The following is a 17597-nucleotide window of genomic DNA, read 5'->3' on the forward strand; positions in this document are numbered from 1 at the left end:
AAATTGATTTCCCAGCGCAAAGCTAAAGTCAGTTTCAACTGACTGAAAACGCAAAAACAACCCATTTCAATCGGTTTTAGCTTTCAGCCGGAACTTTAGTTCACGGGAAGAAAGCTCAAAGCTCAAGTCAGGTATGGTGACGATGAAAGTAGATTTTTCCTCTGATGTTAATACTTCCGAAGAAGATGTCTTTGTATTTCCAGCCTCTTTTGCCCAGCAGCGGTTGTGGTTTTTTGATCGGTTGGAGCCAGGTAGCCTTCAATACATTAGCCCTGTCGCCATACAACTGACGGGTGCGCTTGACGTGCCAGCGTTAGAGGAAAGTTTAAACGAAATTGTGCGCCGTCATGAAGCCTTGCGAACTACGTTTGTGATGGTTGATGGGCAACCTGTTCAGGTGATTGCGCCAAGTTTGAGGTGGAAACTTCCGGTGGTGTTTGTGCGATCGCTGTGCGATCGCGATCGCGATGTTCAGGTGCAAAATGCGATCGCGCAAGAAACCCAACAACCCTTTGACTTGTCCCAAGGGCCTTTACTGCGGACAAAGTTGCTACAGCTGGATGAAGAACAGCACGTATTGCTGCTAACGATACACCACATCATTAGCGACGGTTGGTCTAAGGGTGTGCTGGTTCGCGAAGTAGCCGCACTCTATGAAGCCTTTTCTCAAGGTCGTCCTTCACCGCTTCCCGAACTGCCCATCCAGTACGCTGATTACGCTATCTGGCAGCGGCAAAGGTTGCAGGGACAAGTGCTAGAAGCTCAGATGTCTTACTGGAAGCAGCAGTTGAGTGGCAACTTATCCGTACTAGAGTTACCTAGCGATCGCCCGCGACCGACAGTTCAAACTGGTCAAGGTGCCACCCAATCTTTCGGATTACCTACTAACCTCTCTGAGCAACTCAAGACACTTTCGCAGCGAGAAAATGTCACCCTGTTCATGACAATGCTTGCTGCATTCAAAACCTTACTTTACCGTTACACTAGGCAAGATGATATCCTTACCGGCTCCTCTATTGCTAACCGCAACCGAGCTGAATTTGAGGGTCTAATTGGATTTTTTGTCAATACTTTGGTGATGCGGACTGACCTATCAGGCAACCCAAGTTTCCGAGAACTTTTGCATCGAGTCCGCAAAGTAGCTTTGGAGGCATACGATCATCAAGATTTGCCTTTTGAGCAACTGGTAGAAACACTTCAGCCAACACGTAACCTGAGCTATCATCCGCTGTTTCAAGTGTGGTTTTCGTTGAATAATGCCCCGATGCCAGCCTTGCAGCTTTCAGGTCTAAGCGTAAGTTTGTTAGAGGTTAAAAGTAATACGGCGCAGTTCGATTTGAGCTTCGACATGATGGAGACACCACAAGGACTTATCGGGACGGTGGAGTACAGCACTGACCTGTTTGTTCCCGCCACAATCAGCAGGATGTTAGGACATTTTCAAACTTTATTAGAAGGCATTGTTGCCAATCCTAACCAGCGTCTATCAGATTTACCCTTGCTGACAAAATCTGAGCAGCACATCACTTTCATGCTAGAAAAAGAAGCGACTTTTAACTTCGATTTTGCTTTGACCTTGTAGGTTGGGTTGAGGAACGAAACCCAATACGAACCAGTAATTGTACTAACAAAACCCAACATTAACCAGTCTAATTAAGCTTTTCTTATTACCTCTCACAGCGACCCAATTGCCCAAGGAGAAGAATTATATGAATATCTTTGAAGAACGCGAGTCAAATGTCAGAACTTATTGTAGAAATTTTCCCGATGTTTTCCATAAAGCTGTAGGTTCTACGGTTTATTCGGAATCAGGCGTAGAGTTTATCGACTTTCTTGCTGGTGCTGGCGCTCTTAATTATGGACACAACAATCAATACATAAAACAAAAAGTTATTTCATATTTAGAATCCGACGCGATCGCTCATGGTCTAGACTTACATACAATGGCTAAAAGAGACTTTTTAGAAAAGTTTTCTGAAGCTGTTTTAATACCCAAAAAACTCGATTACAAGATTCAATTTTGTGGCTCTACTGGAACAAATGCTGTTGAAGCAGCTTTAAAATTGGCAAGAAAAGTCAAGCAAAGAACTGGTATATTCTCATTTATGGGAGGATATCACGGTATGACTTTAGGCAGCTTAGCTATTAGTAGCAATAACGGTATTCGCTTAGGGGCCGGAGTAACATCAAGCCATGTAACTTTTATGCCGTTTCCCTATGGATATATGGAAAATTTCGACACCATAGAGTATATGGAAACGGTACTGACTGATGTTAATTCTGGGGTGGAAAAACCAGCAGCAATTATATTTGAAACGGTACAAGCTGAAGGTGGTGTTGTTGTAGCACCGATCGAGTGGATGCAAAGGCTCAGAAATTTGTGCGATCGCCATGATATTTTATTAATTTGTGATGATATTCAAGTCGGCTGCGGTCGCACAGGCCCGTTCTTTTCGTTTGAAAGAGCGAATATTGTTCCTGACATAGTAGCTATCTCAAAATCTATCAGTGGTTACGGGTTTCCCATGTCTTTGTTATTGATTAAGCCAGAGTTTGACATTTGGGAACCAGGCGAACATACAGGCACTTTTAGAGGAAACCAATTGGCATTTGTGGGAGCATCGGCGGCTATAGAGTACAGAGAAAGTATTAATCTTGAATACGAGGTCAAACTTAAAGAATCTTTTTTGAATACTTTCCTTAATGAGGAGATAGCTTGCTTAAGTGAAAAAATAGTTATTCGCGGGATCGGCATGATTTGGGGAATCGATCTGTCGGATAGAGGCGCAAGTTTTGCGAAAGCGATCGCGCAGCGTTGCTATGAACTAGGATTAATCGTTGAAAGGGTGGGAAGAGATGATACGGTAATTAAAATTTTGCCCCCCTTGAATATTGAAATGCCTGTTTTAAGAAAGGGCTGTTCAATTATTAAGCAAGCTTTTTTTGACTGCATTAATTAGAAAGCCGATTTGATTGCTGCCTTTTTTAAATAATCGCCTTGGCGTGCGCTTAAGGTAATTGGTGAAGATTAATGAACGGCAGAACTGACATTTTTAGGCAGGAGATAGACGCAGACGATGACTAAAAATATTAGAAATATTCCTCTTTCTGAAGACTTGTTTACTCAGAAAATATATTGGTTACACAAGTTATCCGGAGAATTACCGGAAACAACTTTGATTGCGGATTATCTAAGGCCAGTACCCTATGGCAAGAAAAACCAATCTATCAGTTTTGAGTTGTCAGAAAATTTATCGGAGGCAATTTTAAAGTTAACTAATCGTTCCTATTTGTCTATCTATTTAGTTCTTTTGTCAGCGCTGAAGATATTACTAAACAGATATACTGGCAATGATGATGTAATTGTCGGTTCACCTGTTTATAAAATAGGAGATAATGAGAAGTTAAATAATTTTGTTACGCTGCGATCGCAGGTAGCAGATAGCCTGACCTTTAAAGATTTTCTTCTACAAGTAAAAGATACTGTTATTGGTGCTTATAGCAATCAAAACTATCCTTTTGATGAATTAGTAGACTTGTTGAAGCTGCCACAAAGTGAGAGTCGATGTTCAATCTTTGACATCATCATCTTGCTAGAGAACATTCACAATCAGCCTAGCTTGGCAGAAACGAAAAACGATATTACATTTTCTTTTGTAGTTAGTGAGAATCGCTTAAAAGGAAAAGTTGAGTACAGTTCACTTCTTTTCAAAGAGGAAACTATCAATCAAGCGATCGCGCACTATATCAACATTCTTGAAATCGCGCTTGGTGACATAAATATTCCTCTAGCCCAGCTTGATTTTCTAACAGCAGCCGACAGAAAGCAATTATTAGAAGAGTTTAATGATAATGCCAAATCTTATCCCGTCACTAAAACAATTCACGCTTTATTTGAAGAACAAGTAGAAAAAACACCGGATCGAATTGCGGTAGTTTTTGAAAACACTCAATTAAAATACTGCGAACTGAACGATCAGGCAAATCAGCTTGCTTTATTTTTGCGTAAACTGGGAATCACAAATGGTAGCTTTGTTGGAATTTTAAAGGAACGCAATCCAAATTATTTAATAGCAATACTGGCTATCTTAAAAGCTGGCGCAGCTTACGTACCTATTGATGTAACTTATCCAGCCGATAGAATCAGATATATGCTATTGAATAGCGAAGTTCAGGTTCTATTAACAGAGTCTTCATCTCTGAATATATTGCCGGAAGTTATATCTGAATGTTCTTGCTTACAATCAATTATTTGCCTAGATGCGATTCCTGATGAGTGCAACCAAAAAATAACCGGAGTAAATTTATATCAGCAAAGCGATTTCCAGCATTTACCGACTGCGATAGATGCTATTAATCGGGGAATCGATGCTGCTTACATGATATATACTTCCGGTTCAACTGGATTTCCTAAAGGTGCAATTATCAGACATGGCGGCGCTATTAATCATATTTATGCCCAATTTGATGCTTTAAATCTTACAGAAAACTTGAGATTCCTGCAAAGCGCCCCGGCTTCATCGGACATTTCTGTATGGCAATTCTTAGCGCCAATCTTAATTGGTGGGACGACAGTTATTGTAGACACGGAAACAGTCTGCAATCCAGAGAAATTGTTTCATGATATCAAAGATAAAAAAGTTACTATTATTGAAATCGTCCCAGTTGTTTTAAGAAGCTTACTAGAATATATTTCCCAACTGTCGAACGACCAAAGACTGTTACCAGATTTGAAGTGGATGATGGTGACGGGAGAATCTGTGTCGGTAGAGATGGTAAATCAGTGGCTTAGTCTGTATCCCGCAATTAAAGTTGTCAATGCTTACGGCCCTACTGAAGCGGCTGATGATATCACTCAGTTGATAATAGACAAGCCTTTAGAGGAACGAACAGTTTCAATTGGTAAACCCTTAGCTAACTTAAATATCTATATTCTTGACCGCAAAATGCAGTTGTTACCCGTTGGGGTTCCTGGGGAGATTTGCGTATCGGGATTTGGTGTTGGTGTGGGGTATTGGAAAAATGAAAAAAGTACCCAGTTAAACTTTGTTCCTAATCCTTTTCCAAATACTGCAAAATGTTTGCCTGGTACTAATAAAGATTTAATTTATAAAACAGGAGATTTAGGAAGGTGGCTTCCCGATGGAAATATTGAATTTTTGGGACGCATTGACCACCAAGTAAAGATTCGTGGCTTCCGGATTGAACTTGGAGAAATTGAGGCTCTACTGAGTCAACACCCAGCTGTACGAGAAACTGCGATCGCATTCAGGGAGGATGTATCAAACCAAAAGCGTTTGGTAGCTTATGTTGTTCCGAGTCCGGATAACCAAGTGCAAAGCGTAGTATCGCAGCTTCGCAGCTTTCTGAAACAGAAGCTACCTGAGTATATGGTGCCATCTGCGTTTGTGCTGTTAGAGACTCTACCGCTGACACCCAGCGGCAAAGTAGACCGTCGAGCTTTACCAGCACCGGATCAAACGCGGTTAGCACCCCAAGAAACGTTTATGTTGCCTCGCACTCCCGTTGAGGAAATCTTAACTCAGGTTTGGGAGCAGGTTTTGGGTATCGAGCGGGTAGGCATCCATGACAACTTTTTTGAATTAGGCGGCGATTCTCTTCTCAGCATTCAGGTGATTGCCAAAGCTCATCAAGCAGGAGTTCAGCTGACCCCGAAGCAAATGTTTCAGCACCAGACAATTGCAGACTTGGCAACGGTCGCTGACACAACTGGGGCAATTCAGGCAGAACAAGGTTTAGTTGTGGGTTCGCTACCACTTACACCCATTCAACACAGCTTCTTTGAGCAAAATTTACTTGACCCGCACCACTGGAATCAATCTCTGTTGCTAGAAGTGCAGCCAGATGTTGACCCGAAACTGTTAGAACGGGCTGTGCAGCAGTTGTCAATCCATCACGATGCTCTCCGCCTGCGGTTTATACAAACTGAGTCTGGTTGGCAACAAATTAATGCCAATTCTGATGATTTGGTGCCTTTCTCCTATGTGGATTTGTCAGACTTGCCAGCAGAAAAGCAAAAATTCACTCTGGAGGCAGCCGCCACTGAACTACAGAGCAGCTTAAACCTATCGCAAGGGCCTCTGATACGAGCAGCTTTCTTTAAGCTGGGTGAAAAAACAAGTCGCCTGCTGTTAATAATTCACCACCTGGCGGTAGATGGCGTTTCTTGGCGAATTTTAGTTGAGGATTTGCAGACAATCTATCAGCAGAACACAAAAGCGAATGCCAACGACACAGGAACGCTTGCCTTACCATTGAAAACAACCTCCTTCAAGCAATGGTCGCAACAGTTGCTTGAGTATGCTCGCAGTACCGCTTTGCTGCAACTAGATTATTGGTTAGCACAAAAGAGCAAATCGGTTTCACGTCTACCCGTGGACTTTCCTGGGGGGTCTAATACAGTAGGTTCCGCCCGGATTTTATCAGTTTCCCTGAGTGTTGCAGAAACCAAAGCTTTGCTGCAAAAGGTGCCTGCTGCCTATCGCACCCAGATTAATGATGTGTTGTTAACGGCGTTGGTGCAAGCATTTGCACAGTGGACGGGAGAACAGTCGCTACTTGTTAACTTAGAAGGTCACGGACGGGAGGAAATTTTTGACAATGTAGACTTGTCCCGTACTGTGGGCTGGTTTACATCAGTTTTTCCAGTGTTGCTGTTGGGAGATTCTGATCCTGGGGAAGCGTTGAAAGCTATCAAAGAGCAGTTGCGGAGCATTCCCAATCGAGGGATAGACTATGGTGTTCTGCGCTATCTGAGTAATGATCCTTTTATAGTCGAATCGCTGCGATCGCTTCCTCAAGCCCAGGTGTGTTTCAATTACTTGGGTCAGTTTGACCAGACGCTTTCATCACCTCTATTTAACTGGTCTTCAGAACCTCGTGGGATAGAACGCAGTTTGCGAGACAATCGCAGCGAACTCTTAGAAATCAACGGTTTTGTGGTTGGCGGTCAGTTGCAACTAGATTGGACTTACAGCCAGAGTGTTCATCACCAATCCACAATTGAGGCTTTGGCGCAAGGGTTTATCGAGGCATTGCGATCGCTTATCGCCCATTGCCAATCTCCGGAAGCTGGAGGCTATACTCCATCTGACTTCCCATTAGCAAAACTGGATCAGCAAACACTTGATGAGTTGTTTGTCCAATCGCAGATAGAGGATATTTACCCTCTTTCGCCTATACAACAGGGGATGCTCTTTCATACCCTTTACGATCCCGACTCTGGAATCTATTGCGAACAGTTTAGCTGCACCCTCAAGGGAAACTTAAATATCTCAGCCTTCAAGCAAGCCTGGGAGCGAGTTGTAGACTTATACCCAGTTCTGCGAACCTCTTTTTACGGAGAAATTGATACACCGCTTCAAGTCGTCCATCGACAAGTGGAATTACCTTGGGAACAGCAAGATTGGCGGGGATCTCTAACCGACCAGGAACGGCTGGAAGCTGTTCTAAAGCGCGATCGTCAAGGCTTCGATTTGTCGCAAGCACCCCTGATGCGCCTAATTTTAATCCAGCTGACCGACAACACCAATCTATTCATCTGGAGCCATCATCACCTATTGCTAGATGGGTGGTCTATGCCCATCGTTTTCAAAGACGCGATCGCATTTTACCAAGCATTCTCTCAGGGACAAGACTTAAATCCCAAACGCCCCCGTCCTTACCGGGACTACATTGCATGGTTACAGCAGCAGGATCTATCCAAAGCTGAGGTATTTTGGCAGCAAATGCTCAAAGGTTTCACAACACCAACCCCCCTAGAAATCAATCCGGTTTCCCAAAAATTGCCCAGCTTAAAAGAAAGCGAAAATAAACAGCAAATCCAGCTTTCAGAAGCCACCGCCACCGCCTTACTACTGTTTACCAAACAGCATCAATTAACTCTAAATACCTTAATTCAAGGAACTTGGGCGTTGCTGCTGAACCACTATAGTGGTGCCGAAGATGTAGTTTTTGGTAGCACCGTTTCCGGCCGTCCGCCCAACCTCGCAGGTTCGGAATCAATTGTCGGGGTTTTTATTAATACTCTGCCAGTGCGAGTACAACTGATTCCTGAAGATTCTTTTGTCTCTTTGCTCAAGAAAATTCAGTTCCAGCAAGTTGAAGCCCGTCAATACGAACACACTCCTTTAGTGCAGTTGCACAAATGGAGCGATATGCCAAGGGACTTGCCTCTATTTGAAAATATTGTTGTCTTCCAAAACTATCCAGTAGATCCATCCTTACGCCAAGGCTTCCGAGAATTTGAATTTGGCAATATTCGCTCTTCCTCAAAAAATAATTATCCTCTGACTGTCAGAGTTCTGTTACCGGACTTGTCGCTGCAAATTTTATACGATTCTTGCCGCTTTCAGCCGGACGCGATCGCTCAAATTTTAGAACATTTCCAAATTCTACTACACCGCGTTTTGGAACAACCTGATGCTAATATCTGCGCCCTTAAAGAAGCACTGATAGAAGGCGACAAACAACAACAAGTTCTGAAACAGAAAGATTTCCAAGCGGTTCGCCGCCAAAAAATAGGAAATGTCAGGCGCAAGACGATTAGCGTTGCAACTGAACAATTAGAACGGGATAACCACTGATGAAAGAATCTACAAATCTCAACACGATGAAGCCAAGCAATGTCAGGCGAAAAACCGTCAGCATCTCCCCAGAGAAATTAATTCAGATAGAGTGCTTTCAGCCTGAACATCCTCTACCCTTAGTAATTAAGCCAGCGGTAGATGGGTTGAATTTGATTACTTGGGCAACAAATAATCGCTCATGGATCGAGACACAGTTATTAGAACATGGTGGCTTACTGTTTCGGAAGTTTGATCTTAAAGAATTACCCGAATTTGAGCAATTTATCCAAGCAATTTCCGGAGAATTACTTGAATACTCCTATCGGTCAACACCCCGAACTCAAGTAAGCGGCAACATATATACGTCAACTGAATATCCTGCCACCCAAGTTATTCCTTTACATAATGAGATGGCTTATTCCCTAGAATGGCCGTTAAAAATTTGGTTCTTTTGCGTCAAATCTGCCGAACAGAAAGGAGAGACACCGATTGCCGATAGTCGTAAGGTTTTTGAACGCATTGATAATAAAATTAAAAATAAATTTATTCAGAAAAAAGTGATGTATGTCCGCAATTATGGTGATAAACTAGACCTTGACTGGCAAAATGTTTTTCAAACAACAAATAAAACTGAAGTAGAAAATTATTGCCGGAGTAAGGGAATTGAGTTTGATTGGAAGGGAAATCAGCTAAGAACTCGTCAGGTTTGCCAAGCTGTCGCCACCCATCCCAAAACTGGCGAACTGGTGTGGTTCAATCAAGCTCATTTGTTTCACGTCTCAAGCCTAAATCCAGAAGTTTATCAATCCCTGCTGGCAACATTTAAAGAGGAAGATTTACCTCGTAATGCTTATTACGGTGATGGCTCTCCGATTGAAACTTCTGTTTTAGATGAAATTCGGGAAATTTATCAGCAGGAAACAGTTATATTTCCTTGGCAAGAAGGAGATATATTGATGCTGGATAATATGCTAACGGCTCATGGACGTATGCCGTTTGTTGGCTCCCGAAAAGTAGTAGTAGGGATGGCAGAACCTTTTACTAATCAAAACAGCGGAGCTTAAGGATATGCAAGAATTATCTATAGAGGGGTTTGAGCTTTCCCCGCAGCAAAAAAATTTGTGGTTGTTACAGCAAAACCAGAGTCAGCCTTATCGGGTTCATTGTGCTGTTTTAATAGAAGGAAATCTCAAGATAAAAGTCCTAGAGGCAGCTTTACAAAAGGTTGTAGAAAGACATGAGATACTCCGGACAATTTTTTGCTGCCTAAGCGGGATATCAATTGCTTTACAAGTAATAAGTGATCGCAATTTACCAGAAGTTAACAAGTGTGATTTAAAGCAGTTAAAATTTGAGGAACAAGAAGCAAAACTAGAGGTACTTTTTCAAGAAGCCAAAAAGCATCCTTTCGATTTATCTCATGGCTCAATCTTACAAGTATCTTTAGCAATTATTTCCCCGGAAAAGCATATTTTACTACTTGGCTTACCAGCTCTTTGTGCAGATAGGATAGCAATTAATAATCTAGTAGGTGAAATTAGCCAATCTTACGCAGCTTGTATCCAGAATAGTCCTTTGGGTGACGAACCTTTGCAATATGCAGATATTGCGGCATGGCAAAATGAGCTGTTTGAAGCTGAAGAGGCAGAAACGGGAAAAGAGTATTGGCGCAATTTGGATTTAAACTTTATCCAAAATACGCTTCCCAATGAAAAACCGTTGATAGAATCAGTATTTAAACCAGAGTCTATTTCTTTAGAATTAAATACTGACATAAAGACAAAAATTGCAGCTTTAGCGAATAAAGAGATATATACTGTTTCTAGCTTTTTACAGGCTTGCTGGCAAATATTACTGTGGCGTATTACGGGTAAATCTGAGATAGGAATTGCTTGTGCTGGCAGAAACCATGCAGAGTTAGAACCTGCAATAGGCTTGCTGGCAAAATATCTACCAATCCAGGGCTGTTTGCAGGGAGAACTTACATTTTATGAAGTGTGGCAGCAGCTTAACAAGATAACCAGCGATGCTTTGAAATGGCAAGAATCCTTTAATTGGGAATATCTTGTTAAAAGTAACACCCCGAATAAAGAAACACCGTTTTTCCCCTTTTGCTTTGAATTTGAATCCCAGCCGCCTCAATATTCTGCGGCAGACCTATTATTTTCCATTTACAAGTCTTACACCTGCATCGACCGATTCAAAGTAAAACTTTCTGTAAAAGAGCAGAATGATTCTCTGACAGCAGAATTGCACTATGACGCTAACTTATTCGAGACAGAAGAAATCGAGCGGTTAGGGGCACAATTTCAAACCTTGCTAACCCATGCCATTGAGAATCCAGAAGTAGCGATCGCGCAATTAGAAATCCTCAACAGCAGCCAACGACAGCAACTATTAGTCGAATTTAACAACAACAAAACCGCTCCTCCCCCCTATTCCTGTCTTCACCACTGGTTTGAAGCACAGGCACAGCTTACACCCAACAACATTGCCCTTGTGTTTGAAGATCGGCAACTCACCTATGCCGAACTCAACATTAAAGCCAATCAACTTGCTCATTACCTACAGCGACTCGGAGTTAAACCCGAAATTATCGTCGCCCTGCACCTGGAAAGATCCCCAGAACTGATCATCGGTTTGCTGGGAATTCTCAAAGCAGGGGGAGCATATTTACCTTTAGAGCCGGCATTACCCAAAGAAGCCTTAGCCTTGCGAATGCAAGAAGCACAGGCAACCATCCTGTTAACACAACAGCACCTTATTGAACTTCAACCGCAAGCGCAAGTAGTGCGTCTGGATAATTGGGATGCGATCGCTAAAGAAGACCACTCCAACCCCATCAGCCATACCACCGCCCAAAACTTAGCCTACGTCATATACACCTCCGGCTCCACTGGCAAGCCCAAAGGAGTTGCTATTGAGCATCGGCAACTTCTCAATTATCTCAACGCCATCCTAGAAAAATTGGTACTGCCAAGTGGTGCCAGCTTCGCCACCGTTTCCACCATCGCCGCCGACCTCGGCAACACAGCCATCTTCCCAGCCCTGTGTACTGGGGGATGCCTGCATATCATCTCTCAGGAACGAGCTACCGACCCAGTAGCACTAGCCCAATACTGCCGCCGCCATCCTATTGACTGTCTCAAGATAGTCCCAACCCACCTAGCAGCCCTGCTAACAACCTCCCATCCAGAGCAAATTCTGCCCCGTCAGTGTCTAATCTTGGGAGGTGAAGCCGTCAGCTGGAATTTGATCTCACAGGTGCGACAACACTCCCCATGTCAGATTCTCAACCACTACGGCCCGACCGAAACCACCATTGGCGTACTTACCTATTCAGTAAAAAGCTTGCCAACCGAGGCGAGTAGAGCAACCGTTCCTTTAGGCCGTCCCCTAGCCAACACCCAGATTTATTTACTAGACACCCATCAGCAACCCGTGCCGATAGGCGTACCGGGCGAACTCTACATCGGCGGTGATTGCATAGCCAGAGGCTACCTAAATCAACCCGAACTAACCGCCCAGCGATTTATACCCAACCCCTTTAATCAGCCTTCTCAAGAACGACTATACAAAACTGGTGACTTAGCAAGATACCGACCAGATGGCACCCTAGAATTTTTGGGTCGCCTAGACCGTCAAGTCAAACTGCATGGCTTCCGCATCGAATTAGAGGAAATTGAAGCCGTGCTGAGTCAACATCCAAAAGTGCGCGAAGTTGTCGTACTGGCGCGAGAAGATGAGCCGGATCAGAAACGTCTTGTCGCTTATGTTGTTCCGGATTCCCATACCGCTACCATCAGCGACCTAAGTAACTTTCTGAAGCAGAAATTACCTGAGTATATGGTGCCTTCTGCCTTCGTACTGCTCAAAGCCTTGCCCCTAACACCTAATGGCAAAATAGACCACAAAAACCTGCCAGCACCGGACGCGACTAAGCCAGAATTTAATCCAGGTTTTTCCGCACCTCGCAATCCCCAGGAAAAGGTGTTGGCGGAAATTTGGGCGCAAATCTTGGGTTTAGAGCAAGTGGGTATTTATGACAACTTCTTTGAATTAGGCGGAGATTCCATTCTCAGCATTCAGGTAATTGCCAGAGCCAATAAAGCAAACTTGCGGCTGACCCCCAAGCAAATATTTGAGTATCCGACGATTGCCCAATTAGCAGCAGTGGCGGATATCGCCCAAACCATCGAAATTGAACAAGGTCTGGTGACTGGGTTTGTTCCTCTTACCCCGATTCAGCACTGGTTCTTTGAGCAAAATTTACCCGATTCGCATCACTGGAATCAAGCTATTCTCCTGCAAGTACAGCATTTAGATCCCAACCTATTACAGCAAGTGGTGCAGCACTTGCTGAAACATCACGATGCTCTGCGTCTGCGGTTTATTCCAGAAGCATCGGGTTGGCGAGCTGTTAATACTGATTATCAGCGAGTAGTGCCAGTAACTGTGCTGGATTTATCGACCCTCTCACCCAGCGAACAAACCGGAGCTATTGAAGCTGCGGCTGGGGAACAGCAAGCTAGTCTGAATCTGTCAGCAGGATCGTTGATGGCGGTAACGCTCTTTAACTTGGGGACTTCTAAACCGAGCCGCTTGTTACTGATTATCCACCACTTAGCTGTTGATAGCGTCTCCTGGCGGATTTTGCTGGAAGACTTGCAAACAGCTTACGAACAGTTAAGCCGGAATGAAACGATACAGCTGCCAGCGAAGACAACCGCCTTCAAGCAGTGGGCTGAATGCTTGCAGGAGTATGCACAATCAACCACACTACGAAAAGAGCAAGATTATTGGTTAGCTCCCCGTCAGCGATCGCATTTGCCTGTGGACTTTCCAGGGGGCGCGAATACGGTGGGGTTAGCTCGCACGGTTTCGGTATCGTTGAGTGAGTCCCAGACGCAAGCACTGTTAAAAGAGGTGCCATCGGCGTATCAAACGCAGGTGAATGATGTGTTGCTGACAGCACTGGTGCAGGCTTTTGCGGATTGGACTCAACAGCGATCGCTTTTAGTTAATCTTGAAGGTCACGGCCGAGAGGAAATTATCAAGGATGTGGACTTGTCGCGCACGGTCGGCTGGTTCACGACTTTATTCCCGGTGCTATTGGAGTTAGAAGCAGCGTCTGAACCGGGAGAGGCACTCAAAGCTATCAAAGAGCAATTGCGCCAGATTCCAAATCGAGGAATTGGCTACGGTGTGCTGCGATATCTCCAGGCAGACACATCAGTAAAAGAGCGATCGCGCCAGCTTCCTCAACCGGAAGTTTGTTTCAACTACCTGGGCCAGTTTGACCCAGCTTTACAACAGTCCTCTTTGTTTAGCTTAGCCCCAGAATCGAGCGGCGCGGCGCGGAGTCCCCAAGGAAAGCGCCCTCACCTACTGGATATCACTGGCTTTGTTGTCAACGGAAAGCTGCAACTAGATTGGACATACAGCGCCGCAATACATAAACATTCAACTGTGTCAAGCCTAGCGCAAAAATTTCTCACAGCTTGCGCGTCGCTCATTGCTCACTGCCAATCTGCCGAAGCGGGAGGCTACACCCCAACTGACTTCCCAAAAGCCCAACTGAATCAAAAAGACCTGGACAAGTTGCTTGCCAAAATCAACCGCACCAGTGAGAAGAAAGCCAAATGAAAGTAGAAAATCTTCAAGATATTTACGAACTATCACCAGCACAGCAGGGCATACTTTTTCACAGTTTGTATACCCCCGAATCTGGAGTATATTTCCTACAGTTGCACTATAGCTTGCAGGGTTATCTTGATGTTTCTGCTTTCGAGCAGGCATGGCAGAAAGTCATAGCTCGTCACCCCGCCTTGCGTACTAGCTTTCATTGGGAAGACCTGGAAAAGCCATTGCAAGTCGTACATCAACATATTAAAGTGCCGCTGGTGCAGCATGATTTGCAAAAGCTTTCTCCCTCAGAACAGCAAGAACATCTTCAAACCTTGCTAGAAATAGATCGTCAAGGCTTCGACCTGTCCGAAGCACCTTTAATGCGCTTGAATTTGCTGCAACTTGGCGAAAAAAGTTACCAATTCATCTGGAGCAAGCACCATCTAATTCTGGATGGATGGTCAACAGCATTGGTACTCAAAGAAGTCGTTGAAATTTACGCAGCCCTTTCTCAGGGACAACAGGAGCCAGATTTGCCCATCAGTAGCTATGGGGACTACATCGCTTGGTTACAGCAGCAAGACTTGTCAAAAGCCGAAGCATTCTGGCGAGAAAAGCTCAAGGGATTTAATCCATTCACAAAACGCTTAGGGTTAGATGTTAGCTCCCGCCTCCAAAAAGACTGCAATCAACAAGTGCTTCAGCTTTCGTCAACTACCACAGCAGCCCTGCAATCCTTGGCACGACAGCATCAACTAACCCTAAATACCCTAGTTCAGGGAGCATGGGCGTTGCTTCTGAGTCGAAGAAGCGGCGAGAACGACGTAGTTTATGGAGCTACCGTCTCTGGTCGTCCAGCCGACTTAGCAGGAGCCGAGTCTATGGTAGGGCTGTTGATCAATACCCTGCCCGTGCGGGTACAAGTAAAGCCGGAACAGCCTCTGTTGGCTTGGCTCAAGCAACTTCAGGCTCAACTGGTGGAGATGCGTCAGTACGAGTACAGCCCCCTGGTAGAGGTGCAAGGGTGGAGCGAAGTGCCACGAGGTCAACCTTTGTTCGAGAGCATTTTAGTGTTTGAGAACTACCCGGTAGATCGAATTTTACAGGAGTGGAAAGTCAATCTAGAAATTCAGAATTTTACTGTTTTTGAAAAAACGAATTATCCCCTAACTGTATTTGCCATCCCAGGTTCAGAGTTGGAGCTGAGGATATTGTACGATTGCTGCCGCTTTGATGCCGCCGAGATCATCCGGATGCTAAGTCATTTTCAAACTTTACTCGCAGGCATGGCAACCAATCCCCAACAGCGCTTATGTGACTTACCGCTGTTAACAGAAGCGGAAGTGCATCAACAGCTAGTTGAGTGGAACAACCAAAAGGCAGATTACCCGAAACAATGTTTGCATCAGCTGTTTGAAGCTCAAGTAGAACGCACACCCGATGCCATTGCCGTCGTTTTTGAAGACGAAAAACTGACTTACCGGGAGCTAAATGAGCAGGCTAATAAAATAGCGCACTACCTGCTGCGGCTGGGCGTGGGAACAGAGGAATTAGTTGGCATTAGCGTAGAGCGATCGCTCCATACTATCATCGCCATATTCGGCATTCTCAAGGCTGGAGCAGCTTATGTTCCCTTAGATCCCGCCTACCCCAGTGATCGTCTAGCTTTCATGCTCAACGATGCTCAAGTGTCAGTTTTACTAACCCATTCTGCACTCAAAGATCGATATTCTGACAAAATTCCTTCATCCTGCCGTTCTGTGTGCCTAGATACCGACTGGGACAGGAACATTGCCCAAGAAAGCTTTCAAAACCCTACTAACCGAGTGACATCTGACAATCTAGCTTATGTCATTTATACCTCTGGCTCCACCGGAACTCCCAAGGGTGTCCTCGGCCGGCACCAAGGCGCAGTCAATCGCTGTTACTGGGCAGCCTATCCCTTCAACACAGATGATATTTGTTGCCAAAAAACCTCTTTAAACTTTGTAGATTCTGTCTGGGAAATTTTTGCCCCATTACTACACGGGTTGCGAACAGTAATCATTGCTGATGAAGTTGTAAAAGATCCGTGCCAGCTAGTACAAACTCTCTCTGAACAGCAGGTCACGCGCATCGTCTTAGTTCCGTCTTTGCTGCGTGTCATCTTAGACACGTTCGCCGATTTGTCCAGCCGCCTTCCCAAACTGAAGTATTGGGTTAGCAGTGGCGAAGCCCTTAGTGTTGAACTTTGTCAACGCTTTCGCCAGAGGATGCCTCAAAGCCGACTGATCAACCTTTATGGCTCCTCTGAAGTGTCTGCTGATGTTACTTGGTACGACACAACAGAAAACGTGCTTGATTCTTGCGTTCCCATCGGTCGCCCGATTGCCAATACGTGTTATTTTCTGCTGGACAGCAACTTGCAACTTGTCCCAATTGGCGTACCGGGAGAGCTATACATCGGCGGTGATGGCTTAGCACGCGGCTACCTCAACCAGCCTGAACTGACCGCCGAGAAATTTATTCCTAACCCTTTTAATCAGGCAATCAAAAGTCAAAAGTCAAAAGATTCTTCCCTTTTAGTTTCTTCAGACCACCTTTATAAAACTGGAGACTTGGCGCGTTACCTGCCCACTGGGGATATTGAGTTCCTCGGTCGTCTAGACCATCAGGTGAAGATTCGGGGGTATCGCATCGAAGTCGGCGAAATCGAGGCGTTGTTGGTTCAACACCCAGCAGTTCGAGAAGCGGTAGTTCTGACACGGGAGGACGAGACTGGTGACAAGCGGCTGGTAGCTTATGTTGTTCCTGACGACCAACTCATCAATTCAAAATCGAGCCAGCTGCGCCAATTTCTCAAAGAGAAGCTACCAGAGTACATGGTGCCATCAGCTTTCGTAATGCTTCCTGCCTTGCCGCTAACGCCCAACGGAAAAGTGGATCGCAATTCACTGCCAGCACCAGAAACTTTCTCAGCCGAACGGGAAACAGTTTTTGTAGCCCCGCAAACTCAAACTGAAAAAGAACTTGCCGAAATTTGGAGCGCAGTCCTAGGGGTACAGGCGGGAATTTATGACAATTTCTTCGATTTAGGGGGTCATTCTCTGATAGCAACGCAGCTGTTATCGCGGGTACGGACCAATTTTGGTGTAGATATATCATTGCGAAATTTTTTCGCGTCTTCCACAATTAAGAATTTAGCTGAGATGGTGGAAGAAGCTCTTTTGGTATCAAGTTCCACAGATATCGATGAAATGCTAGACCAATTGGAAGGACTAGAGGAAGACGAAATACAGAAGATTTTAATTGATTGTCAAAATGAGGGAGATTAGCAAGTATGTTGAGGTAATAAAACCCAAAAAACCTAATATTAGCGTTTGGTTTTATTACCTCAAATGC

At 44.6% G+C, this 17597-nt stretch carries 6 protein-coding genes; all 6 read left to right on the forward strand.

The features are described from left to right. Window positions 1-142: 142 nt before the first annotated feature. Entirely contained in the window at window positions 143-1582 is a 1440-nt protein-coding gene (locus H6F66_RS13525; RefSeq protein WP_242019323.1) for a condensation domain-containing protein, read from the forward strand. A gap of 127 nt (window positions 1583-1709) precedes the next feature. Further along, the gene (gene ectB / locus H6F66_RS13530) at window positions 1710-2960 is read left to right on the forward strand and encodes a diaminobutyrate--2-oxoglutarate transaminase (protein WP_190422043.1); all 1251 of its coding nucleotides are present in this window, start codon (window positions 1710-1712) and stop codon (window positions 2958-2960) included. A gap of 117 nt (window positions 2961-3077) precedes the next feature. After that, a complete protein-coding gene (locus H6F66_RS13535) occupies window positions 3078-8606 on the forward strand; it encodes a non-ribosomal peptide synthetase (protein ID WP_190422045.1) in 5529 nt (1842 codons plus the stop codon). Further along, window positions 8606-9652 carry a TauD/TfdA family dioxygenase gene (locus H6F66_RS13540; protein ID WP_199295465.1) on the forward strand — a complete coding sequence of 349 codons (1047 nt, stop codon included), beginning with the start codon at window positions 8606-8608 and terminating at the stop codon, window positions 9650-9652. The genes H6F66_RS13535 and H6F66_RS13540 overlap by 1 nt, the downstream gene beginning before the upstream one ends. Before the next feature lie 4 nt (window positions 9653-9656). After that, window positions 9657-14234, forward strand: a complete 4578-nt coding sequence (locus H6F66_RS13545; protein ID WP_190422047.1) for a non-ribosomal peptide synthetase — start codon at window positions 9657-9659, stop codon at window positions 14232-14234. Beyond that, window positions 14231-17530, forward strand: a complete 3300-nt coding sequence (locus tag H6F66_RS13550) for a non-ribosomal peptide synthetase (RefSeq protein WP_190422049.1) — start codon at window positions 14231-14233, stop codon at window positions 17528-17530. The genes H6F66_RS13545 and H6F66_RS13550 overlap by 4 nt, the downstream gene beginning before the upstream one ends. The last annotated feature ends 67 nt before the right edge of the window (window positions 17531-17597 follow it).

The sequence above is a fragment of the Trichocoleus sp. FACHB-6 genome, from assembly GCF_014695815.1.
GTDB classification, from domain to species: domain Bacteria; phylum Cyanobacteriota; class Cyanobacteriia; order Cyanobacteriales; family FACHB-T130; genus Funiculus; species Funiculus sociatus.

Excerpts from the sequence above, each read along its gene's own strand:
- H6F66_RS13525 (WP_242019323.1), top strand. The coding sequence starts at position 143 with ATGAAAGTAGATTTTTCCTCTGATGTTAATACTTCCGAAGAAGATGTC.
- H6F66_RS13545 (WP_190422047.1), top strand. The coding sequence starts at position 9,657 with ATGCAAGAATTATCTATAGAGGGGTTTGAGCTTTCCCCGCAGCAAAAA.
- H6F66_RS13550 (WP_190422049.1), top strand. The coding sequence starts at position 14,231 with ATGAAAGTAGAAAATCTTCAAGATATTTACGAACTATCACCAGCACAG.
- H6F66_RS13540 (WP_199295465.1), top strand. The coding sequence starts at position 8,606 with ATGAAAGAATCTACAAATCTCAACACGATGAAGCCAAGCAATGTCAGG.
- H6F66_RS13535 (WP_190422045.1), top strand. The coding sequence starts at position 3,078 with ATGACTAAAAATATTAGAAATATTCCTCTTTCTGAAGACTTGTTTACT.
- ectB (WP_190422043.1), top strand. The coding sequence starts at position 1,710 with ATGAATATCTTTGAAGAACGCGAGTCAAATGTCAGAACTTATTGTAGA.